The organism is Streptomyces sp. NBC_01013 (genome assembly GCF_045162765.1).
GTDB lineage: Bacteria > Actinomycetota > Actinomycetes > Streptomycetales > Streptomycetaceae > Streptomyces.
Genome location: NZ_CP108687.1, coordinates 680,768 through 702,487, shown reverse-complemented (window position 1 = coordinate 702,487; position 21,720 = coordinate 680,768). Strand labels below are relative to the sequence as shown.

The window sequence follows — 21,720 nt, the reverse complement described above, 5'->3', positions numbered from 1 at the left end:
ATGCACCATGGCGACCGATATGCCGTCCGGTCAGGTCTCGGACCTCGACTGGCTGCTGAGCGGGCTGGTACAGCGCGTACCGTACACGCGCAGCGCGGTCCTGCTCTCCGCCGACGGGCTGGTGAAATCCCTCCACGGCATGGACGCCGACAGCGCCGACCACATGGCCGCGCTGGCCGCCGGCCTGTACTCGCTCGGCCGCAGTGCCGGGGCCCGGTTCGGGGACAACGGGGAGGTCCGCCAGGTGGTGGTGGAGCTCGACTCGACGCTCCTCTTCGTCGCCACCGCGGGCTCCGGAACCTGTCTGGCCGTGCTCGCCGGGCGGAACGCCGACGCCGCCGTGCTGGGATACGAGATGGCGATGCTGGTCAAGAGCGTCCGGCCGTATCTGATGACGCCGACGAGACAAGCGGCCGGGGTGCCGGGCGCCGCGGGGCTGTGAGCGTGCCGGCCACGCAGGACGGGCCCTTGCTCGACGATGCGGCAGGCCGCCTCATCCGCCCCTACACCGTGAGCAACGGCCGTACCCGTCCCACCACCGTGCTCGATCTGCTGTCCCTGGTGATGGCCACCGGCACTGTCCCGCAGACCCACCTCGGCCCCGAGCACTCCGTGGCTCTCGGGCTGTGCGGCGGTCCCACCTCGGTGGCCGAGATCGCGGCGCATCTTCGGCTGCCCGCGGTCGTCACCAAGGTCCTGCTCTCGGACCTGGTCGACTGCGGCGCGGTCACCGCGCATCCGCCCGCCTTCCATGACATGCCCACCGACCGATCCCTGCTGGAGGCAGTGCTCGATGGCTTACGACGACAGCTCTGACGGCTTCGACGGCTCCGCCCCGTACGCGGGGACCGCAAGCCCCGGACATGTCGGCTACGCGGACACCCCGGGCGGCAGAGGCTGTGCGGACCCGCCCGCCGACGTCGGGTATGCGGACCCGCCGGGCGGCTTCGGGTACGCCGAGGACACCCGGACGTCTGCTGACGAGGAGATCCCCGGCAGCTCCGAGGGCTTCCCCGTCGCGCTCAAGGTGCTCGTGGCGGGCGGCTTCGGCGTCGGCAAGACGACGTTCGTGGGCGCGGTCAGCGAGATCGCGCCCCTGAGCACGGAGGAACTGCTGACCCAGGTCAGCGCGGCCACCGACAGTCTCGAAGGCATCGAGTCCAAGACCTCCACCACGGTGGCGATGGACTTCGGCCGCATCACCCTGGACGAGCAGCACGTGCTCTATCTGTTCGGCACGCCCGGACAGGAGCGCTTCTGGTTCATGTGGGACGAGCTCTCCCAGGGCGCCCTCGGGGCGGTCGTGATCGCCGACACCCGGAGACTGGAGGAGTGCTTCGCGGCCGTCGACTTCTTCGAACGGCGCGGTATCGGGTTCATCGTCGCCGTCAATGAGTTCGACGGCGCATTCCGTTACGGCCCCGAGGAGGTCCGGGCGGCCCTGGACCTGACACCGGAGGTGCCGGTGGTCCTCTGTGACGCCCGCATCGCGAGTTCGGGCACCGGCGCGCTGGTCACCCTCGTCCAGCACCTCATCAACGCCACCGACGAACCCGCCCCCCTGGCCGGCCACGGAAGCTACGGAGTCCGTCCGTGACCACCCCGCACGCACTGGGACGGCTGCTGCTGACGCCCGTCGACGGCGACGCCCGGGTCCGGACCCAGCGGCTGCGCAGCCTCGGCCTGGGGGAACGGGCCGATGCCTCGTTCGACAACTTCGACGCCTTCGCCGACAGGGTGGCCGAAGTGACCGAGGTGCCCTACTCGATGGTCAACTTCATCGACGGCAACCGCCAGTTCTTCGCCGGACTGCACACCCCGGCAGGGACCTGGAAAGGCTCCGACCTGGGGGGCGCGGCGGCCGGAAGCGCGCGCAGGGGCCGCTATGTGGCCCTCGACCACGGCTTCTGCCCGCACGTCGTCGTCCGGCGCAGGGCGCTGGTCCTGGAGGACGTGTGCGATTACCCGCGCTTCGCCGGAAATCCGGTCGTCGACGACATAGGTATCCGCTCCTACCTCGGGGCGCCGCTCATCGACCGCACCGGCATCGCCCTGGGGGCCGTCTGCGCGGTGGATGTCGTACCCCGCCCGTGGGGGAGGGCGGGGCTGGACACCATCAAGTCACTGGCGCAGGAGCTCGTCGGGCACATCCACCAGCGGGAGGAGAACATCCTCGGAATCTGAACGCCGGCCGGGCTGTGCGCCTTCAGGCCTCGACCGTGCGGCCGTCCAGGAAGGTGAGCACCACCGCGTCACCGTTCACCCGCACCCGCACCGCCGTGCGCAGTGCCTCGGGGTGGATGCTGTCGCGGGACAGCACGACGAGCGACACATGGACGCTGCGGCCGCCCGCATGAGGCGCGCTGCGCAGATACGGCACCGCCGAGTGCGGTCCGTACGCATTGGACTCGATGTCACGCGCCACGGCGGCGCCGTCCACACCCCCGTCCCATCCGTACAGCGCGACCAGCGCGCTGCTCAGCCCCTCGGCCGTGCGGGCGAGCGCCCAGTCGGGCCCCGATGACGCGAACGGGCTTCGGGTGTCAGCGATCGCGTGCCCGCCCTCGCGGACGACGACGCCCTCGGGCGCGTCGACCCGGTGCACCCGGATCTCCCACGGGCCGTGCAGCACACTCGTCGTCCCGATGCGGTACGTGCGCTCGTCGCCGGTCAGCCGCGCCGCCGACCAGGAGGCGGCGATGCGGTCCTCGCAGCGCAGCGGATGGATCCGGCGTCGGCGGGACGGGGTGCCGTCCGGGCCGAGCAGGGCCAGATGGTTGTCGACATCGCGGGCCAGGGCGTGCGGCGCGGATTCCGGCGCGGTCGCGGTCGAGTACGCGAGTTTCGCGTAGTGCGGATCGTCCTCGCCCGCGCCCTTGTCGGGATCGGCGCCGGCCTCGATGTCCGCAGCATCCGGTGCGGGAGGATGGTGGTCGCTGCCGTGATTGACGAGGCGGACGATGCCGTCGTGCCGGGTCCCGTGCAACAGCCAGCCGGGGGCCGGCAGGGCGAGATACGTGTCGGACTCCTCGACGGGCAGGGGGAGTTCGCGCGCGGTCCAGACCTCGTGGTCCGGGGGAAGCAGCAGGCCGAGGAAGCCCTTGCTCGCCCAGTAGGGAGAAGCGGGTCCGGAGTAGGGCTGAGTGGACGGCAGGAAGGTGTCGTACCAGCCGAGAGTCAGCAGTCCCCGCTCGTCCGGTGCCCCGCGCTCCACGAAATGCCGCAGCGTGCCGGAGGCGAGGCGGCGGGTGAGACCGGGGGCGAGCGGCGTGCAGTCGGCCAGCGCGCCCATCCACACGGGGGCGAGCGCCGCGAACCGGTAGGTGAGGGAGCGGCCCTGGTGGACCGGGGCGCCGTCGGCCCCGAAGAAGTGCGGGTAGTCCTCCAGGAACCGGCTCAGGCGCTGCCGGTAGGCTGCGGCTCGGCCGCCGTCGCCGCCCGGGCCGGCGATACGTGCCCACAGCAGCGGGTACAGGTGCATGGCCCAGCCGATGTAGTAGTCGAAGTTGCGGCCGTCCCCGTCGGTGTACCAGCCGTCGCCGGCGTACCAGTCCTCGATCCTGTCCAGCCCCCCTTCGATGTCCGAGGCGCTGTGCGGGGCTCCCACCGATGCGAGGAACTGCTCGGACACCGCCTGGAAGAGCCGCCAGTTGTTGTCCCAGGTACGGCCGCCGACGAAGCCGGAGAACCAGTCGACGACCCGCTCCTGGACCTTCGCGTCCAGGCGGTCCCAGATCCACGGCCGGGTCTCGTGCAGCGCTACCGCGACCGAGGCCGCCTCCACCATCTGCTGCGAGCAGTCCGTGAGACGCGGCCACGCCTCACCGCTCGCAGGGTCCGTCCCGGCGGCGAGCCCGGCCGCGTACCGCTCGGTCAGCGCGGGGTCGACCGCCCCGCCCGCGCCCGCGATCCGGCAGGCGGCGAGCAGGAACGACCGGGCGAACCCCTCCAGCCCGTCGGACACGACCCCGGACCAGCTGCCGCGGCCCGGCAGCCGGTACTGGGCGAATCCAGGGGTCGCGTACGGAGTCAGCGCATCCAGCATCCGGTCGGCGGTCGCCTCCCAGTGCGCCCGGGTCCAGCCGGTACGTGACGACAGGACCCGGTCGGTCGGCGGCAGATGCAGATACGGGGCGACGGCCATGGTGGTGCTGCTCCTCGGGGTCGGTGCGGGTGGTTACCGGATGAGTTCGGCGTGATGCGTGTGGCCCCGGGAGCCGCCGACCGCGACGGTGAGGACGGGCCGGGCCCCCGGGGTCAGGGACACGGTGTCGTCGGCTGCGGCGAGGGACCGGACGCGGAAGGGGAGTGCGAGCGAGACCTGGGCCTGGGTCCTCCCCGGGTCGGCGACCGCCACGGACACGTGTGCGCCCCGCCGCCGCACGAGGACGGTCGCCGGACCGGAAGCGGTGATCCCGGCCGCCGAACCGGCGCCCCAGAAGTGCACCGCGGTCAGCGCGGTCCTGCGGTCCTCCACGGCCTGCGCGGTGGCGTCGTTCGCCACGATCCGCACCGGCCGCGAACGCGACCACACCGCGGTGGCAGCCGCGGATGCGCCGGGGAGCAGCACATAGGCGTAGGCCGCGTCGGTGGGGGAGATCCCGTGATCCATCCACAGCGTGACGTAGCGGCGGGTCACGGGATCGGCGCTTCCCCCGGTATCCGCCCCGGTGTTGATCGCCCGCCACGTGCCGGTGCGCTCCTCGCGCAGGGCGCGCAGCGCGGTGCTGCCGGGGAACACGTAGCCGCCGGTGCCGTCGAGATGTGCCCAGCCGGCCCGGCCGAACGCGCCGGTCCTGCCCTCCTCCACGCCCGCATCCTCGCCGTCCACCAGCAGGCGGTCGCGGCCGTCCGCACCGAGGTTGCGGTTCTCCACGACCGTCTCGATGGTGCGGCCGTCGCTCGCCGTGATGCCCGCTCCGAGCGCGACCACCGCGTTGTCGAGCAGGAACCACGCCTTCCTGGCCCGCAGGGTGCTGCCCTCGGCCCCCACCACCTCCATCGCGGCGGCCGTGTGCCTGCCGTCCAGCACCGCGCCGCCGGCGACGGCGTTCGCCGGCCGGTAGGTCGAGGTCCCGTCACCCGTGCCGAGATCGACGCGTGCGCGAGTGTCGACCGTGGTGCCGGGGAGACGGTACGGGTCGACGGTCGGCCAGAAGCCGTCGTTGTACTGTCCGAGGCCGTCACCGTCGTACAGGTACGTCATGCCGTCGCCGGTGTACCAGCCGTGCAGGTTCTCGCCGTTGCCCGCCTCGTACGCGGATATGCGCGTGGACGAGAGCGACAGGGTGCAGGCCCAGCCGGGGCGGCGGTGCACCACGCGGTCCATGTCGGCGAAGACGAAGCTGCCCGTGGTGCGGGCCCCGGCCGGTATGTCGGAGGCGTTCAGCACGGCCTTGGCCAGGGCGAGCTGGGGTGGTGTGAACAGGGCGGCGAACGGCGTGGTGCGGTTGCGGGTCAGCCAGCCCTTGACCAGGGCCCGCCACCGGTCCGCCTGGGCCCTCGGCGCACCGGAGGCGAGGAGGAGAATCGCCGCGACGGCCGCCGCGCCGTCCCGGTGATCGCCCGCACGCTCGCGTGACACGGCGCGTCCGCGTACGGCGTCCATCATCAGCCCGTCGAAGATCACCGGGGCGAAGGTCCGCTCCACGGCGTCGTACAGCACCGAGACCTTCGGGTCGGCCACCGCCCACGGGGAGCCGGCGAGGAGCGAGAGCAGACAGGCGGCGCCGCCGAGCAACACGGTGCCGTACGAACCGGTGTACGCGACCACGCCGTGCTGGACGAACGAGCCGTCCTCGTAGAACCCGTCTCCCGAACTCGTATAGCGGAAAAGGCTGTTGCGGCCGCCGTCGCGTACGTCGGAGAGCGCGTCGCGGGCGGATGCCACCTTGGCCGCGTCCTTGCCGAGCAGCCCGCGCAGCGCGACGATCACGGCCTTGTCCGTGCGGTTCGCGCCGGTCTCGGACAGGGCGGGGGAGTTGGTACGGCGGTCCGCGTCCGGGCAGAAGCGGTCGACGACGCTCAGATAGTCGGCGAGGTCACCGGCCGGCAACCGGCCGCGCAGCAGGACGCAGGAGTCCATCAGTGCCCGCGGCGCGCCGATCTCCCAGAACCACCAGTTGCCGCTCTCCCGGGCCGCCGGGTGGTAGGCGGTGTCGTAGGTGAACCGCAGTGCGGAGACGAGGGCGTCGGCCGCCTCCGTGCTGCCCGACAGCGAGGTGCCGGGGGTGGCCCACGCGGTCGCGAGCGTCCGCAGCCGCGTATAGCTCTGCCCGAAGTTCCCCGGGGCGGTGACCGGGGCGAGATCCGTCCAGAGCGTGGTGCGCCCCGCACTGCGGTCGAGCGTGCCCCAGAGCCTCTGCGCCGAGCTGTCCAGAGCCGCGACCCCGACGGCGAAGTCGGGGTCCGAGGGGTCGAACCGCCCTCCGGACAGCAGGGTTTCGGCCCGCTCCAGCAATAGGTCGAACTCCTCGTCGACGCCTGGCGCCGCACGCTCCGGCTCCGAGGCCCGCGCCGCACCCGCGGTGAGGGCGCCGGACACGGTGGCGCCGCCCGCCGCCAGAAGCGTCCTTCTGCTCAGCTGCATGGTGACTCCTTCTCCGTGTTCAGTCGGTGAGCGTGCTGGGGTCGACGGGCGGCTGCGGCAGGTTGAGGGCTGCCAGTTCGGCCCTGCCGACGGCGTCGACCGGGAACGCCCAGGTGTTCACGAAGAAGTCGGTGAGGTCGTAGCCCGCGACCCGGCTGGAGTAAGTGGCCAGCGCGCGGTACCGCTTGGCGTTCTCCGTGTAGTCCGACTGCGGGTTCTCCTCGCGCACCAGCTTGTGCAGCCGGGGCCAGAAGTCCTCCCCGAAGGCGAGCTCCAGCTGACGCAGCGGCACAAGCTTCTCGTACGCGCCGAACGACTTCTCGTACGTCAGACCGTCCGTGCCGAACTTCGCCCGCGAGGTCTGGAAGACGGTGAGACCCGTCGCCGGGTCGACGGTGAGCAGATTGGACGGCTGTTCGAGGGTGCGCTGGGCGGCCAGCGAGTAGATGTTCACGGTGACCTCGGTCAGGCCGCCGGGCTTGTACGCCATCTGCTGGTGCAGGTGGCCGAGCTCGTGATACAGCCCCCAGCCGCGTGTGCGCAGCCCCTCCACCGTGGTGGCCCGGTCGAGATAGGCCCTCGGGAATCCGTTGTAGCCGTGTGTGGCGTACGCCCCGACCCCCGCGGGCACCTTGCTGACCTCGGTGAAGTGGTACGGCCCCGCCTTGCGCCGGTGCACCGGCTTCGAGCCGTCCAGTCCACTGATCCTGGCGTGCGAGTCGATGATCGTCTCCACCAGCCGGAGCAGTGCGGCATGGTCCTCGCCGCGGTACAGCAGTGCACCCTCGCGGGTCAGCGTCATGATGGTGTTCGGGCCGTGGAGCTCCACCCAGGGTGAGGCCGTCAGTGTGTCGAGTCGGTGCTGGTACGCGTCCTCCGTGGTGCTGCCGAGGGTGAAGACCGGCATCGGGACGGTGCCCGACCGGAACAGCACGCCCGCCTGCTCGCCGCGCCCGGTGAGCGTCAGATAGACCGGGCCGCCGTGCGGGTCGGTCACGGTGTTGGCGCCGGCGGCGAGCGGGTAGCCGCGCGGCTCGGTGATCTCGCCGTAGTAGTCCCAGGTGCCGATCCAGAGCGTGGGCACCAGGTCGTCGTGCGGCTGGACGGTGAGCGAGAGCGGGGATCCGGCTGGGGCGTACAGGCCGGTCGGCTGGAACTCCGAGCCGCGCAGGGCCTGGGCCAGCCGCAGCCGCTCGGCCTCGGCGGCCGGGCGGGCGGTGACGGTCAGCGCGACGGGGCGTGCGCCGGGGCGGGCGGTGGCTGCCTGCGCGGAGGCGGCACCGGCGCCGAGTGCGACCACCGCCCCCGCACCGGCGGCGAGGACGGCGCGGCGGCCGATCGAGGGGGTGACCGGGCTGGAGGAGCTGAACTGACGCATGCGGAACTCTCCCTGCAGAAACGAATGAGGGGCGGAAGCGTGCGGAGCGGGGTGGGACGTGCCGCCAGCATGTAAGCGGTTGCTGTCGAGCCGCAAGGGGAGTCACGAAGTTACTGCGATTTACTATGGCCAACTGGGGACAGGCGGGAGGTAACCGGTCACATACGGCCGGGCCTGCCTGCCCGGGGTGCGACGGAATCGCGTACCACGATGTGGGTGCCGAGCCGCAGCGCCCCCGTCGTCGGCTCGCGCCAGTCGTCCTCGTCCCCGCCCGAGACGGCGAGCCGCACGGCCTGGCGGCCCATCTCCTCCAGCGGTACGTGGACGGTGGTCAGCCGGGGGCGCAGCTCCTGGGCGACGGGGATGTCGTCGTACCCCACCAGGGAGATGTCCTTCGGGACCCGCACCCCGGCCTCCTCCAACGCCTGGGCAGCGCCCGCGGCGACCACGTCGTTGGCGGCGAAGACGGCGGTGAACTCCGGACCGTCCCGCAGGAGTTCGGCCATCCTCCGGTAGCCGAAGTTGCGGCTGAAGGCGCCGGGCTGGACCAGCTCGGGATCAACGGGGATCCCGCGCAGCTCCAGTGCGCGCCGGTGGCCGGCAAGCCGGTCGCGGGTGGTGGAGAGTTTGGGCGGGCCGCCGAGGTACAGGATCCGCTCGTGGCCCTGCATCAGCAGATGGTCGGTGATCGCGAAGGCCCCGCCCTCGTTGTCGTACTCGACCGCCGCCGTGGGCGCGGCCTCGCCCAGCGGCGGCCGCCCGCAGAGCACCAGCTTCGACCCGCCCGCGTCCAGCTCCCGGGCCCGGCGCGCCAGCTCCGAGGTGTATCCCCGGTCGGCGATGGACCCGCCCACCACCACGACCGCGTCAGCCCTGCGCTCGTGCATGAGGTCGATGAAGGCCAGCTCACGCTGGGGGTCGCCCTGGGTGCAGCAGACCAGGCAGAGCCGCCCGCCCAGCGCCGCTTCGCGCTCCACACCGCGTGCGATGTAGGCGTAGAAGGGGTCGATGACCTCGTTGACGATGATGCCGACGGTGCGGTTGGACACGCCGGCCAGGGCGCGGGCGTGTGCGTTGACGACGTAACCGAGCTCGCGCATGGCCGACTCGACCCGTTCCCGGGTGGCCTCCGCGACGGGGTAGTTCCGGTTCAGGACGCGGGAAACGGTGGCCGTGGAGACGCCTGCGCGCCGTGCGACGTCGGTGACCGTGGCCCGCCGCTGTCCGTCCGCGGCCGTGCTCTGCCGGCGCATCCGGCTCACCCCCTGGTGGCTGTTGTGTGACGCCGAGCCTAGAGCCTGGCGGGGGACGGTGTTCATGCGATCCTCCCCAGGTCGGCCCGGTGCACCGGATGGGCGAAGGGTTCACCCCGTGCGTACCGCGTCAGCTCGTCGACGGCGAGCGCCCCGAGCCGGCCCACCTCGTTGCCCTGGGCGCCGGCGAGATGCGGGGTGAGGAAGACGTTGGGCAGGTCCCACAGCGGGTGGCCGACCGGCAGGGGCTCCGGTGCGGTGACGTCCAGGACCGCGTCGAGCCGCCCGCTGACCAGGTGATCCGTCAGCGCCTCGGTGTCCACCAGGGTGCCGCGTGCCGTGTTGACGAGCAGGGTCCCGGGCCGCATCAGGCCGATCCGGCGCGCGTCGATGATCCCCTGCGTCTCGGGGGTGTCCGGGGCGTGGACGGTCACCACGTCGCTGGTCGCCACGAGGGTGTCCAGGTCGGTGCGGGTCACGCCGAGCAGTTCGGCCTCGGCGGTGCTCACGTACGGGTCGTACAGCAGCACCTCCGCGTCCAGGACCCGCAGCAGCTCGATCACCCGGCGGCCGATCCGGGAAGCGCCCACCACCCCGACGGTCAGCCCGTGCGTGCCGAGCCAGTGCTGCCGGTCGAGGTCGGCCCCGGTGCGGTGGGTGCGGCGGGCGCGGTAGAGCCCCGCCAGCGGGAACACCCGCTTGGCACCCATGATGATCGCCGCCAGGGTGAACTCCGCCACCGGAACCGCGTTGGCCGCGGCAGCCGAGGAGACGACGATCCCGCGGTCGAACGCGGCGGGTGACAGAAACGTTTTCACCGTGCCGGCCGCATGGATCACGGCCCGCAGCCGCGGTGTCCGGTCCCATAGTCCGGCGTCCACCGCCGGGCACCCCCAGCCGGTGAGCAGTACCTCCGCCCTCGCGAGCGCCCGCAGGGCGGCGGGCGAGTCGAACTCGCTGATCAGGGACGGGTCGAGAAGCTCGGCTGTCTCCTCCAGACGGGCCCGGACATGCGGTGGGAAGACGTCGTCCAGCAGTCCGGGGCTCATGACCAGGACCGTGCGCGGGCGCCTCTCGGGCGGGGCCGCAGCATCGGAACCGGAACGAGCCGGCGCCTCTTCGGTGGTTCGCACCCTGCCTCCGGACAGTAATCGCGTTCTATGGAATGACCGGCACGCTAGGGAGCCTGAAGGGCGACCGTCAAGCTCATCAACGGCTTTGATGCCCTGTTTGAGCTTGTTTGTACGCGTTCATGGCTGCGGAAATCCTTCCGGGAGGATCGCGTAACAAAGACGTTCGCCCGGATCTCTTGACGCTCGGGTTAACCGCTTACTAACTTGCGGCCGCAGAAGGCTCATTACGCGCCACCCAGCCGAACAGGACGCACCATGGCTGACACAGCACCCCCGCTGTCGCGGGAAAAACGGCGAAAGCGGCGAAATCGGGTCGACGAACCCGTCCCGCCGTCCGACCGGGCCGCCGGCCTAGCCCCACATCGGCTGACGCTCGGGCAGCGGATCAAGCGCGACCGGGTGATGCTCCTGCTCACCCTGCCCGGCCTGCTCTACTTCGTCGTCTTCCACTACGTCCCGCTGCTCGGGTACGTGGTGGCGTTCCAGGACTACCAGCCGTACCTCGGATACATGCACAGCGTCTGGGTGGGCTTCGCCAACTTCTCCGCAGCGTTCGCCGAACCGGCCTTCTGGAGCGCGACGTTCAACACACTGGAGATCGCCCTCGTCCAGCTGGTGTTCTTCTTCCCGGTGCCGATCGCCCTGGCCCTGCTCCTCAACAGCATCGCCAGCGACCGCATCCGGCGTTTCGTGCAGAGCGTCGTCTACCTGCCGCACTTCATCGGCTGGGTCATCATCGTCTCGATCTTCCAGCAGATCCTGGGCGGAGCCGGCGTGCTGCCCGACGTCCTCGGCAGCATGGGGCTGCCGCGCTACGACATGATGAGCGACCCGGACGCCTTCCCCTGGCTACTGACCCTTCAGGTGGCCTGGAAGGACGCCGGCTGGGGCACCATCATCATCCTCGCCGCGCTGCTCAACATCGACCGGCAGCAGTACGAGGCCGCCGCGATCGACGGCGCCGGACCCCGCCGCCGCCTGTGGCACGTGACCCTGCCGGGCATCGCCCCCGTGCTCATCCTGCTGCTGATCCTCAACCTCGGGCAGATCCTCTCGGTCGGCTTCGAGCAGATCCTGCTCCAGCGCGACGCGGTCGGCCCGGACGCCGGTGAAGTCCTCGACACCTACGTCTACTACCACGGCATCAAGGACAACGACTGGGGCGTCGCCGCCGCCGTCGGACTCGTCAAGGCGGTCATCGGCACCGCACTCGTGCTGGGCGCGAACAAGTTCGCCCACCGTCTCGGCCACGAAGGGGTGTACCGCGGTGCTGACCGCTGAGAAGTCGCGCGCCAAGACCCGGAGCACCGCACCGGCGCCCCGCCCCGCTCCCGTGCGCAAGTCCGACGGCCGGCCCCCGTGGATGGAGCGTCCGACCCGTATGGGCCAGACCGCCAAGGCGGTCGCCGTGGTGGTCGTCGTCCTCGCCGTCGCCTATCCGCTCGTCGGCGTCATCGGCACGAGCTTCGCCTCGCAGACCGACATCATCCAGAGTTCAGGCCTCGTCCTGTGGCCGGACCACCCCACCCTGGACGCCTACCGCACGATTTTCACCGGGGGTGTCGTCACCAGGGCCCTGTTCGTCTCGGTCGGCATCACGGTGTTCGGCACCCTCGCCAGCCTGCTCGTCACCGTCGGCATGGCGTACGGTCTCTCCCGCCGCGAGGTCACCGGCTCCCGCTTCATCCTGATGACCGCCCTGTTCACCATGCTGTTCAACGCGGGCATCATCCCGAACTTCCTGCTGGTCAAGGGACTCGGCCTGTACGACACCTACGCCGCGCTCGTCATGCCCACCCTGGTCAGCGCCTTCAACCTGGTCGTCCTGCGCTCCTTCTTCATGAACCTGCCGGAGGAGTTGTACGACGCGGCGAAGGTCGACGGCGCCGGTGACTTCCGCATCCTGGTGCGGATCGTCCTGCCGCTGTCCAAGGCCGTCCTCGCCGTGATCAGCCTCTTCTACGCGGTGACGTACTGGAACGCCTTCTTCAACTCGCTCCTGTACCTCAACGACTCGTCCAAATGGCCGCTGCCCATGGTGCTGCGCACCTATGTCCTCCAGGGCCAGAGCCTGAACGCCGCGTCCGCCGGCGAGGTGCTCGCCCCGCAGCAGGCCGTCCAGATGGCGGTCCTCGTGATCGCCGTCGTCCCGATCCTCTGCGTCTACCCGTTCCTCCAGCGCTACTTCACCAAGGGCGTGCTCACGGGCGCCGTCAAGGGCTGAGCGCAGCCACCGCCCCCCACTCCTTCCCCTCCCCTCTCCCACTTCCATGGAGATTCTGATGTCGAGCTCCACTCCCCTCAATCGCAGGGCACTGTTCCGCATGGGCGCGGGCGTCGGTCTGGGACTGGCCGCCGCCCCGCTGCTCGCCGCCTGCGGCGACGGCGGCACGACCGCCGAGGCGGAGGCCAAGAGCGCCTCGCTGCTCCCGAATTCGGCGGTCCGCAACATCGGCCTCAAGCCCGACCTGGCCGGCACCGCCGCCGGTGTCCCGCAGGGCTTCTTCAGCTATCCGGCCAAGCCGCTGAGGGCCACGAAGGGCACGCCGCTCAAGGGTGCGAAGACCATCAGCGCGACGATGGAGACCTTCTCCCCGCCGCCGCCCTCCCGCGGCAGGAACGCGGCCTGGCAGGAGATCGAGAAGCTCCTCGGCGGCCGGGTCGACATCACTGCCGTGCCCGCCGACGACTACGGCACCAAGTTCTCCACCATGGTGGCCAGCGACAGCCTGCCCGACCTCTTCATGTATCCGGAGAGCGGAGGCGTCGACAACAAGTCCGGATTCCTCCAGGCCAAGTGCGCCGACCTGACCCCGTACCTCGCGGGTGACAGGATCAAGGACTACCCGAACCTGGCCGCGATCCCGAAGGCTGCCTGGCAGGCCGCGATCTTCGGCGGAAAACTCTACGGCATCCCGATCGCCAGGACCGGCACCGCAGGCGCCGGCGTCTACCGCCACGACCTGTTCGAAGAGGTCGGGGTCACGAGCCTCGACCAGATCACCGGACTCGACCGGTTCGTCGAGGTGTGCAAGGAACTGACCCGGCCCAAGAAGGACCAGTACGCGATCATCGCCGGCGCCACCAGCATGCTCGCCATGTCCGCGGGATCACCCAACTTCTGGCGGCTCGACGAGACGACGGGCAAGTTCACCGCCGACCTGGAGACCCCGGAGTACCGCAAGGCGGTGGAGACGGCCCGGCTGCTGTACAAGGCCGGCTGCTTCTACCCGGGAACTCTCCAGATGTCCGGAGCCCAGAAGGCCCAGTACACGGACATGTTCAAGAACGGCAAGGGCGCCTACGTCTACGACGGCATGCCCACCTACCTGGCGCCCGGCGTCGGCTACATCGCCGCGATGCAGGCGATCGACAAGAAGTACGACCCCCGCCCGTTCGTGCCGGTCGGCAAGGACGCCGTGGCCTGGATGGACAACGTCGCACTCCAGAACACCCACATCACCAAGGCGTCGGGGGAACGTGTCAGGGAGATCCTGGCATTCGCCGACTTCGCCGCTTCCCCGTTCGGCAGCCTGGAGTACACCCTCATCAACTACGGCGTCGAGGGCAAGGACTTCACCCGTGACGCCCAGGGCAACCCGGCGCTCACCAAGCAGGGAACGCAGGACGTCACCGTGCCCTGGAAGTTCGCGGCGTCCGCCGTCCCCGCCATCTTCAGCGCCGACTCCGAGCAGGGCGTGCGTCACGTGCACGACACGTTCACCAGGATGATCCCGATGATGGTGCCGGACCCGACGCTCCAGTACTCCTCGCCCACTTGGGACTCCAAGGGATCGGGAAGTCTCGGCACGCTGAAGGGCGACGCCCTCAAGGACATCATTTCCGGCCGCAAGCCCATGTCCGCCTACGACCAGCTCGTCAAGGACTACCTGGCCAAGGGCGGCGAGCAGGCCCGCGGTGAGTTCGAGGAAGCCTTCCAGAAGGGCAAGAAGTGATGACCGCACCCACCAGCAGACGCGCGGCGCTCAGACTCGGCGGAGCGGCGGTCGCCGCAGCCGTCGCCGTCCCCGCCCTCGGCCCGTCCGCTTCTGCGCAGCCGCACGGATTCGATCCGCAGCCCGGCTCGGACGGCGTCGGCGACCCGCTCTTCCCCACGCTCGGTAACGGCGGCTACCAGGTCGTCCACTACGACCTGGCCTTCGACTTCACCCCGGTGACGTACGACTTCACCGCGACTGTGAAGATCAGCGCGAAGGCCACTCAGGACCTCGCAGCGTTCAACCTCGACACCGACGGTCACATCATCGACTCCGTCACCGTCGCCGGCCGACCCGCGACCTGGGCGCTCACGCCGGGCAGGAGCGGCCAGGAACTCACGGTCACACCCGCCCGGCCACTTCACGACCGGCAGGCGTTCACCACCGAGATCCACTACCGGGGCAACGGCAAGTCGCCCCGACTCGGCCTGACCGGGTGGAAGTTCGGCACCGACGGCGGTTTCGCCTCAGCCGCCCAGTCATCGCGCGCCGACACCTTCCTTCCGTGCAACGACACCCCGTCCGACAAGGCGACGTGGACCTTCCACATCAGCGCCCCCGAGGGCTTCGTCGCGACGGCCAACGGAGAGCTGACCCACAAGACCCCGCGCGCCGACGGCTCCACCGTCTGGCACTTCGCCCTCCGCGAGCGCATGGCGACCGAACTCATCGGGATCGCCGTCGTCAAGGGCACCTATCTGTACGCCAGCAGCCACCGCGGTCTGCCGCTGCGGCACGTCGTCCCGCAGGGCCAGGAAGACAAGTACGGCCCCGTCGTGGCCCGTACCGCCGACCATCTCGCTTGGCTGGAGGCGAAGTTCGGCCGCTACCCGTTCTCCGTCTACGGACTCCACATCTACGACGGCTACACCGACGCCCTGGAGAACCAGACCCTCTCCCTCTTTTCCACCAACTGGTTCAAACTCAACGCCGACGGCCGGCCCGGCTATGAGACGACCATGGTCCACGAGCTCGTCCACCAGTGGTTCGGCGACTCAGTCACCCCGGACGACTGGCAGCAGGCCTGGCTGAACGAGGGCCCCGCGGTCTACTACGCCGGTCTGTACGGCGAGGAGCGCGGCTGGTCCGTCTTCGCCGACAAGATGAAGTCGACGTACGAGAAGCTCGACGCGGTCCGCGCCGCCGACGGCCCGCCCGGACTCCCCAAGGCGCTCGGCGGCACGAACATCTACGACGGCGGCGCACTGGTCCTCTACGCCCTGAGCCTGCGCATCGGCCGGCCGTCGTTCGACACGGTCATGCGCGAGTGGGTGAAGCGGTTCAGGGATTCCACCTACACCAGTGAGGCTTTCATCCGGCACACCGTCGACGTCACAGGCGACAGCTCCGTCGATCCGTTCCTGCGCGACTGGCTCTTCGGAGCCGTCAACCCTCCCATGCCCGGCCACCCCGACTGGAAGGCCTCCGCGTGAACCGCCCCCCGAACGTCGCACGAGGAACCGTCGTCACCGCCACCGCGGTCTTCCTGGCCGCACTCCTCGGCGCTCCGAGCGCCCAGGCCGCACCCGGCGCCCGCACCCTGTACGCGGCCCCGGACGGCCACGGCAACTCCTGCACCGTCGCCCGCCCCTGCACCCCGGAAGAGGCCCGCGACCTGGCCCGCACGGTGACGGGCCGAGAGGTCCGCGTACTCCTCGAGGACGGTACGTACCGGCTCGGCGAACCCCTGAGGCTCGGCGCCGCCGACTCCGGAGTCTCCTGGTCCGCGGCGCCCGGCGCCCGCCCCGTCCTCTCCGGCGGGCAGGACATCACGGGCTGGCGGCAGAACGCCGACGGTACCTGGCTCGCCGATGTCCCCGCAGGTGTCACCCCGCGTCAGCTCTTCGTCGACGGCAAGCGCGCAGTCCGCGCCCGCGGGGTGGCCTGTGCGGCCGCTACGTGCGACGCGACCAGGACCGGCATGACGGGCGCGACCGCCACCGGAATCGGCCGGTGGCAGCGCCCCACCGACGCCGAGGCCGTCATCCGCGTCCGCTGGCGCAACTACCACTGCCGGATCGCGGGGGTCGACGGCGACACCATGACCTTCGCCCAGCCCTGCTGGACCAACTCGGCGAGCGGTACGGAGCGCACCGGACCCGCGTGGGACTCCACCACGGTCGACTCCAGTCGCTACAGCGGCGTCGCCTTCTTCGAGAACGCACCCGAACTACTGGACCAGCCCGGCGAGTTCGTCTGGAACTCGACGGACCGCACGGTCACCTACCTGCCGCGCGAAGGCGAGAACATGCGCCACGCGCGGGCCGTCACTCCGCACACCGAACAGCTGCTCGTCGTCGACGGTGCCCACGACGTCGCCGTCAGCGGGATCGGCTTCGTCTATGCGGCGTACGGGCAGCCCGGCACCGACGAGGGCTATGCGGGCATGCAGGCCGGTCTCACCCTGACCGGAGCCACCGGCCCCGTCGATCACGCGGGCCGCTACTACACCAAGCCGGCCGCCGCGGTCACCGTCCGCGGCGGCCGGGGGGTGAGCATCGAGGACGCCCGGTTCACCCACCTCGGCGGAGCCGGCGCGGTCCTGGAAGCCGGCACGAAGGACAGCTCGCTGACCCGCTCCTCCTTCACCGACCTGTCCTCGGGCGCGGTGTACGTCGGCGACACCGAGCCGATGCCGGGGGCCGAACTCACCGGGGAGCGCAACACCGTCGCGTACAACACCATCAGCCGCGCGGGTGTCGAGTACACCGACGCGGTGGGCATCTGGGCCGGTTACGAGGCGGAGCTGACCGTCGACCACAACAGTCTGGACCACCTCCCGTACTCCGGTATCTCCGTGGGCTGGGGCTGGAACCAGCCGGAGGCCCAGAAGTCCGTACTGCGTGACAACAAGGTCACGAACAACCGCATCACCCACGTCATGGAGGTGGCGCAGCAGCAGCACGACGGCGGTGCGATCTACACCCAGGGCGCCCAGCCAGGCACCGTCCTGAGCGGCAACTACATCAACCGTTCCGCCTACGGCAACACCGAACGCGACGGCAACGGCATCTACCTCGACGAGCAGTCCTCGCACATCACCGTCGAGAAGAACGTCATCACCCGTATCGGCTACAAGTGGGTCTCCAACTGGGCGGGTTACGGCATCGAGAACACCGCTCGCGACAACTGGACCGACACGGCCGCGCCCGCACTCGCCGGCCGGGGCTCCGTCATGACGGACAACCTCACCGGACTGGACCGGCTTCCCGCCGAAGCGCTGGCCGTCGCCGCCCGGTCGGGTTCCCACGGCGGCCCGGTCGAGCGGCTGCGCCTGGACCTCGCGCGTACCGGCACAGCCACCCAGTCCTCCACGGAGGCGACGGGGACGGCGGATCTCGCCCTGGACGCCGACACCAACACGGACACCCGCACGCTGTCGGAGGCGGGTGCCTGGTGGCAGGTGGATCTCGGCGGCGTCCGCCACATCCGCCAGGTGGAGGTCTGGAACAACTCCGCATCCACCACAGGTGACTTCGACATCGTGACGGACGACAGCACCGTCCACGTCAGCGGCAAGGCGCTCCGCCCCACCGTGATCGACCTGGACAGCCGGACCCGCACGGTGAAGATCGTGACCTCCGGCACGGCCCGCGTGGCCCTCTCGCAGGTGCTCATCCACTCCTGACGCCCCCCACTGCACACGGACGCCGGACCGGCCTGTCAGGCCGGTCCGGCGTCCGGCGTTGCGCCGGTTGCGATTCTCCATAGCGAGAGTTACTGTCTCTAACAGAAGTGAGGGGCGATAGCGTTCTTCTGGATCGAGCTCAGGGAGCACCCCATGACCGCAACGCACGACCTCCACGTGGTTCTCGGCGCCGGCCCCGCCGGAACCGCGCTCGCCGCCGAACTGGCCCGCCGCGGCCACGTCGTGCGGCTCGTCGACCGGTCGGGCGGGCGGTCCGCTCCGGCGGGCGTCGACCGGTTCGCCGCCGACGTGGTGACCGCGGAGGGCGCCCGTGCGGCTGTCGAGGGGGCGGCCGTCGTGTACCACTGCGTGAACGTCGCCTACCACCTCCAGGTCGAAGCCATGCCGCGCATCCAGCAGGCCGTACTGGCTGCCGCCGAACCGGTGGGCGCTCGCCTCGTCGTCCTCGACACGCTCTATCCGTACGGTGAGACGCGCGGTGAAGTGATGACCGAGGACACCCCGTGGAACGCGACCACCCGGAAGGGCAGGATGCGTGCGGAGCTGGACGCCCGGTACCTCGCCGCCCATGCCGACGGCCGGCTGCGCGTCGTGCTGGGCCGCTCTGCGGACTTCGTCGGGCCGGGGGTCCTCAACTCCACCCTGGGCGGAGCGGTGTTCCCGGCGGCGCTGACCGGGGGAGAGGTCCCGGCGTTCGGCGACATGGACCTGCCGCACAGCTACACGTACATCGGTGACGTCGCCGCAGGGCTCGCGACCCTGGGCGAGAACCCGGACGGAGACGGCCGGGTGTGGCACCTGCCCACGGCCCCCGCGCTCTCCACCCGGCAGATCCTGACCATGGTGGAAGAGCGCGTCGGGCGCCCCCTGAATCTGACCGTCGTCGCAGAACCGCGCCCGTTCGGCCCGTTCGACGAGGCGTTCATGGCGGAGTACGCCGAGATGTTCTACCAGCACACGGAGGCACAGATCCTCGACTCCTCAGCCATCGAGAAGGCGTACGGGCTGACACCCAACCCCCTTGCGGCCACGGTCGACGAGACCCTCGCGTGGTACGGGGACCTGCTGGCCGCGCACTGAGCGCGCGCACGTGGCCGCCTATCCGCCCCCGGTTGCCGGACGGTCGAGGCGGAACCAGTCGAGGGCGAACAGGTCCGCCGTGCCCGCACTCCATGCCGGATTGGTGAACACGGCGAACAGCCGGACCCCGCCCACGGCCCCCCTCAGCCGGGCCGTGGGGGACGCGGGACGGTCCCACCCGCCGGTGTACGGCACGGTCAGGTTCCCCAGGAGCCGGCCCTGCGGTGACCCGGCCCGGAGCTCGACCGTGCCGCCGATGCCGCCGGACGCGGCGCGGACCGTCACCGAGTCGACGCCCCCCTGCGGCACCGCCCCGAGGGCGATCCAGTCGCCGTCCTCGATCTCGGCGATCCGCCTCCCGCCGGAGTCGTCCAACCGGTTCTCCCGCACGGCTCCGCCGTGCGCCCCGCCGGTCGTCGTGAACCACTCCGCCTCGCAGAAGGCGGGCCGGGGCCCGGGGGCCGGGACCAGGGCCGACACCTGTGAGGGGGCGGCGTGGGCCCGGGGAGGTGAGGTCGCCAGAAGGCAGAGAGTGAGTACCGGGCAGAGGGCGAGTGCGGCGAGCGGCACCAGGTCGCGTGGGGCCCGCAAGCTCCCTGAGACACCACGGATCGAAGGGCGACGGTTCACGGGCGCTCCCTGTGGGGGTGGGTGCGTAGGTGATTAGAAAGCGCTTTCCGAGTGCGTCGTCCAGAGTAGGGTCACCCCTTGGACGGGGTCAATGGGCCTGTCCGGCCCCGCGTCGGCCGCGCTCACCCGCCCAGGAAGCCGACGATCCGCGCCCTCAGGCCGTGCGGGTCCAGACCGTGCGCGGCCAGGTGCTCCTCCATCTGCCCGTAGCGCCGCAGCTCCGCGCGGCCCACACCGAGTCCCAGGATCCGGTGGGGGAGGGAGGAGAGCGCGTCGTTCGCGGCGCCGGTCGAGGTGCCCGCCAGATACGGCTCGACGATCACGACATCGGCGGTGGCCCGGTTTCCGGCCGCCCGGCGCAGTCCTTCGCCGTCGAACGGCCGCACGGTGGTCGCGTACAACACCGTCAGGTCGAGTCCTTCCGTCGCCGTGAGGACGTTGTCGAGCATCGGCCCGACGGCGATCACCACCCCGCCCTCCCCCTCGCGCACGGTGGTGAACCCGACCGTTCCGCCGACGGGGCGGGCCAGGTCGTTGGACTGGAGCGAAAGGCGTACGTAGACCCTGCCGTCCCCGGCGGCGGCCTCCCGCAGGAGCGTCTCCGCCTCGTCGGGGTGGCCGGGAACGTGGACGGTCCAGCCGTCCAGGGTGTCCATGAGCGCGACGTCCCCGGGCGCCATGTGGGTGAACCCGCCGGCGGGCCAGTCGTACGAGGCCCCGGCGCTCACCAGCACGCCGCCCACCCCCTGGTGGCCGAAGTCCAGCTTCACCTGCTCGAACGGCCGCTCCACCAGGAAGCTCGCGAAGGTGTGCACGATGGGCCGCATCCCGGTGAGCGCCATTCCGGCCCCGGCCCCGATGAGCAACTGCTCACGGATGCCGACGTTCACGACTCGGTCGGGATGGTCCCGCTCGGCCCGGCCGAATCCGTCGCGGCTGATCTCGGCGAGTACGAGCGCGAGGCGGGGGTCCTCGTCGAGCAGGTGTGTGGTGGTGGCGATGAAGCGGTCACGCATCGTGTCCATGGGAGGGTTCCTTCTTCCTCGGCGGGTCTGACGGGCTCGCGGGTTGTGTGTCTCAGTACTTGGCGGCGACCCGGGCGACCACGGCCAGCGGCTGCCCGGGGTGCGGTGCGGTGAAGGCCGCGTACAGCGCCTCGTGGTCCCGCCCGTCCACGGCCGCGACCGACCAGCCCGCGGTCGCGAACCGCTCCGCGATCCCGCCGGGGCGTCCGTACGTCGCCGAGGCGTTGTCGATCACCACCGTGTGCAGCTGCTCCAGGCCGGCCGGCCCGGCGTAGGCGATCGCCTCGTGGTTGCTGCCCTCGTCCAGTTCGGCGTCGCCGGTCAGGACCCACACCCGCGGGCCGGTGAGGCCCTGGGCCCGCAGCCCCAGCACGCTTCCCACGGCCAGCGGCAGACCGTGCCCCAGGGAACCGCTGCCGATCTCGGCGCCGGGTACCAGCAGTCGGTCGGGGTGGTGGCCGAGCGGTGACTCGTACGACCCGAAGCCGGCCAGCAGCTCCTCGTCGAAGAACCCGTGGGCGGCGAGGACCGCGTAGTACGCCATCGGGCCGTGCCCCTTCGACAGGAGGAAGCGGTCGCGGTCCGGGGCATCGGCGGTCTGCGGTGTCACCCTCAGCACTCGGTCGTACAGCACCCACAGCGCGTCCAGCGTCGAGGTGGCGGCGGGTCCGTGCTTCTCGTCGCCGGTCATCAGGCTCATCAGCCGGGGCAGGTCGCGGTACGCGGATGCCCGCGTGGCAGTCGTGTGCGTCATGCCGCTCAGCGTTCAACATCAAGTGCGGTTGAGGTCAAGCGCGAAAGGGTTCGTGACCACCGGTTGAAGTGCGGTATTGTTCTCATGCGCGTTCGGCCAGGGCGAAACCCCAGGTCAGGCGGGCAGCGGGACGTGGCGCAGCTTGGTAGCGCACTTGACTGGGGGTCAAGGGGTCGCAGGTTCAAATCCTGTCGTCCCGACTCGAGAGAGTCGCAGATCAAGGGCCGGTTT

The 21,720-nt window shown here is 70.8% G+C and carries 18 protein-coding genes and 1 tRNA gene; 11 read left to right on the top strand and 8 right to left on the bottom strand.

What is annotated here, in order from left to right:
• The first annotated feature begins 7 nt into the window (after nucleotides 1-7).
• The 4 genes from OG538_RS03020 (at nucleotide 8) to OG538_RS03005 (ending at nucleotide 2,184) form a co-directional block, all read left to right on the top strand.
• Nucleotides 8-442: a roadblock/LC7 domain-containing protein gene (locus OG538_RS03020; RefSeq protein WP_406089845.1), complete on the top strand. Its 435-nt coding sequence runs from the start codon at nucleotides 8-10 to the stop codon at nucleotides 440-442.
• A gap of 2 nt (nucleotides 443-444) precedes the next feature.
• A complete protein-coding gene (locus OG538_RS03015; protein WP_148017001.1) occupies nucleotides 445-816 on the top strand; it encodes a DUF742 domain-containing protein in 372 nt (123 codons plus the stop codon).
• 172 nt (nucleotides 817-988) lie between these two features.
• The gene (locus OG538_RS03010) at nucleotides 989-1,597 is read left to right on the top strand and encodes a GTP-binding protein (protein ID WP_406099966.1); all 609 of its coding nucleotides are present in this window, start codon (nucleotides 989-991) and stop codon (nucleotides 1,595-1,597) included.
• A complete protein-coding gene (locus tag OG538_RS03005) occupies nucleotides 1,594-2,184 on the top strand; it encodes a GAF domain-containing protein (RefSeq protein WP_406089843.1) in 591 nt (196 codons plus the stop codon). The genes OG538_RS03010 and OG538_RS03005 overlap by 4 nt, the downstream gene beginning before the upstream one ends.
• A 22-nt stretch (nucleotides 2,185-2,206) precedes the next feature.
• Here OG538_RS03005 and OG538_RS03000 read toward each other — a convergent pair whose 3' ends face one another.
• The 5 genes from OG538_RS03000 to OG538_RS02980 form a co-directional block, all read right to left on the bottom strand.
• Nucleotides 2,207-4,144: a DUF2264 domain-containing protein gene (locus OG538_RS03000; protein WP_406089841.1), complete on the bottom strand. Its 1,938-nt coding sequence runs from the start codon at nucleotides 4,142-4,144 to the stop codon at nucleotides 2,207-2,209.
• A gap of 33 nt (nucleotides 4,145-4,177) precedes the next feature.
• Nucleotides 4,178-6,589 carry a polysaccharide lyase 8 family protein gene (locus OG538_RS02995; protein WP_406089839.1) on the bottom strand — a complete coding sequence of 804 codons (2,412 nt, stop codon included), beginning with the start codon at nucleotides 6,587-6,589 and terminating at the stop codon, nucleotides 4,178-4,180.
• 19 nt (nucleotides 6,590-6,608) lie between these two features.
• Complete coding sequence (locus OG538_RS02990; protein WP_406089837.1) at nucleotides 6,609-7,967, bottom strand: M60 family metallopeptidase; 1,359 nt, start codon at nucleotides 7,965-7,967, stop codon at nucleotides 6,609-6,611.
• A gap of 158 nt (nucleotides 7,968-8,125) precedes the next feature.
• Entirely contained in the window at nucleotides 8,126-9,220 is a 1,095-nt protein-coding gene (locus OG538_RS02985; protein WP_406099965.1) for a LacI family DNA-binding transcriptional regulator, read from the bottom strand.
• A 62-nt stretch (nucleotides 9,221-9,282) separates the two neighbouring features.
• A complete protein-coding gene (locus tag OG538_RS02980) occupies nucleotides 9,283-10,269 on the bottom strand; it encodes a hydroxyacid dehydrogenase (protein ID WP_406089835.1) in 987 nt (328 codons plus the stop codon).
• Nucleotides 10,270-10,608: 339 nt separating this feature from the next.
• Between OG538_RS02980 and OG538_RS02975 the strand changes: the two genes are divergently transcribed.
• The 6 genes from OG538_RS02975 to OG538_RS02950 all read left to right on the top strand — a co-directional run bounded on the left by OG538_RS02975 (nucleotide 10,609) and on the right by OG538_RS02950 (nucleotide 19,080).
• A complete protein-coding gene (locus OG538_RS02975; RefSeq protein WP_406089833.1) occupies nucleotides 10,609-11,634 on the top strand; it encodes an ABC transporter permease in 1,026 nt (341 codons plus the stop codon).
• Between the two features lie 82 nt (nucleotides 11,635-11,716).
• On the top strand, nucleotides 11,717-12,577 hold the full coding sequence (locus OG538_RS02970) for a carbohydrate ABC transporter permease (protein WP_406099964.1): 861 nt from the start codon (nucleotides 11,717-11,719) through the stop codon (nucleotides 12,575-12,577).
• 58 nt (nucleotides 12,578-12,635) lie between these two features.
• Complete coding sequence (locus OG538_RS02965; protein WP_406089831.1) at nucleotides 12,636-14,309, top strand: extracellular solute-binding protein; 1,674 nt, start codon at nucleotides 12,636-12,638, stop codon at nucleotides 14,307-14,309.
• Nucleotides 14,309-15,784, top strand: coding sequence for a M1 family metallopeptidase (locus OG538_RS02960; protein WP_406089829.1), 1,476 nt, complete (start codon nucleotides 14,309-14,311; stop codon nucleotides 15,782-15,784). Before OG538_RS02965 ends, OG538_RS02960 begins: the two co-directional genes overlap by 1 nt.
• On the top strand, nucleotides 15,781-17,979 hold the full coding sequence (locus OG538_RS02955) for a right-handed parallel beta-helix repeat-containing protein (protein ID WP_406089827.1): 2,199 nt from the start codon (nucleotides 15,781-15,783) through the stop codon (nucleotides 17,977-17,979). Before OG538_RS02960 ends, OG538_RS02955 begins: the two co-directional genes overlap by 4 nt.
• Before the next feature lie 153 nt (nucleotides 17,980-18,132).
• A complete protein-coding gene (locus tag OG538_RS02950) occupies nucleotides 18,133-19,080 on the top strand; it encodes an NAD-dependent epimerase/dehydratase family protein (protein ID WP_406089825.1) in 948 nt (315 codons plus the stop codon).
• An 18-nt stretch (nucleotides 19,081-19,098) separates the two neighbouring features.
• On the opposite strand, the gene OG538_RS02945 is transcribed toward OG538_RS02950, so the two are convergent.
• The 3 genes from OG538_RS02945 to OG538_RS02935 form a co-directional block, all read right to left on the bottom strand.
• Complete coding sequence (locus OG538_RS02945; RefSeq protein ID WP_406089824.1) at nucleotides 19,099-19,710, bottom strand: carbohydrate-binding protein; 612 nt, start codon at nucleotides 19,708-19,710, stop codon at nucleotides 19,099-19,101.
• 122 nt (nucleotides 19,711-19,832) lie between these two features.
• The gene (locus tag OG538_RS02940; protein WP_406089822.1) at nucleotides 19,833-20,735 is read right to left on the bottom strand and encodes a transketolase family protein; all 903 of its coding nucleotides are present in this window, start codon (nucleotides 20,733-20,735) and stop codon (nucleotides 19,833-19,835) included.
• Nucleotides 20,736-20,787: 52 nt separating this feature from the next.
• Nucleotides 20,788-21,489: a transketolase gene (locus tag OG538_RS02935; RefSeq protein ID WP_406089820.1), complete on the bottom strand. Its 702-nt coding sequence runs from the start codon at nucleotides 21,487-21,489 to the stop codon at nucleotides 20,788-20,790.
• 126 nt (nucleotides 21,490-21,615) lie between these two features.
• Between OG538_RS02935 and OG538_RS02930 the strand changes: the two genes are divergently transcribed.
• Nucleotides 21,616-21,689 (top strand) — tRNA-Pro (locus OG538_RS02930).
• Nucleotides 21,690-21,720: the final 31 nt, after the last annotated feature.

Coding starts and splice junctions, on each gene's coding strand:
- OG538_RS02935 (WP_406089820.1), bottom strand. CDS start 21,489: ATGACGCACACGACTGCCACGCGGGCATCCGCGTACCGCGACCTGCCC.
- OG538_RS02950 (WP_406089825.1), top strand. CDS start 18,133: ATGACCGCAACGCACGACCTCCACGTGGTTCTCGGCGCCGGCCCCGCC.
- OG538_RS02960 (WP_406089829.1), top strand. CDS start 14,309: ATGACCGCACCCACCAGCAGACGCGCGGCGCTCAGACTCGGCGGAGCG.
- OG538_RS03000 (WP_406089841.1), bottom strand. CDS start 4,144: ATGGCCGTCGCCCCGTATCTGCATCTGCCGCCGACCGACCGGGTCCTG.
- OG538_RS02990 (WP_406089837.1), bottom strand. CDS start 7,967: ATGCGTCAGTTCAGCTCCTCCAGCCCGGTCACCCCCTCGATCGGCCGC.
- OG538_RS02980 (WP_406089835.1), bottom strand. CDS start 10,269: ATGAGCCCCGGACTGCTGGACGACGTCTTCCCACCGCATGTCCGGGCC.
- OG538_RS02970 (WP_406099964.1), top strand. CDS start 11,717: ATGGAGCGTCCGACCCGTATGGGCCAGACCGCCAAGGCGGTCGCCGTG.
- OG538_RS02965 (WP_406089831.1), top strand. CDS start 12,636: ATGTCGAGCTCCACTCCCCTCAATCGCAGGGCACTGTTCCGCATGGGC.
- OG538_RS02975 (WP_406089833.1), top strand. CDS start 10,609: ATGGCTGACACAGCACCCCCGCTGTCGCGGGAAAAACGGCGAAAGCGG.
- OG538_RS02985 (WP_406099965.1), bottom strand. CDS start 9,220: ATGCGCCGGCAGAGCACGGCCGCGGACGGACAGCGGCGGGCCACGGTC.
- OG538_RS02940 (WP_406089822.1), bottom strand. CDS start 20,735: ATGGACACGATGCGTGACCGCTTCATCGCCACCACCACACACCTGCTC.
- OG538_RS02995 (WP_406089839.1), bottom strand. CDS start 6,589: ATGCAGCTGAGCAGAAGGACGCTTCTGGCGGCGGGCGGCGCCACCGTG.
- OG538_RS03020 (WP_406089845.1), top strand. CDS start 8: ATGGCGACCGATATGCCGTCCGGTCAGGTCTCGGACCTCGACTGGCTG.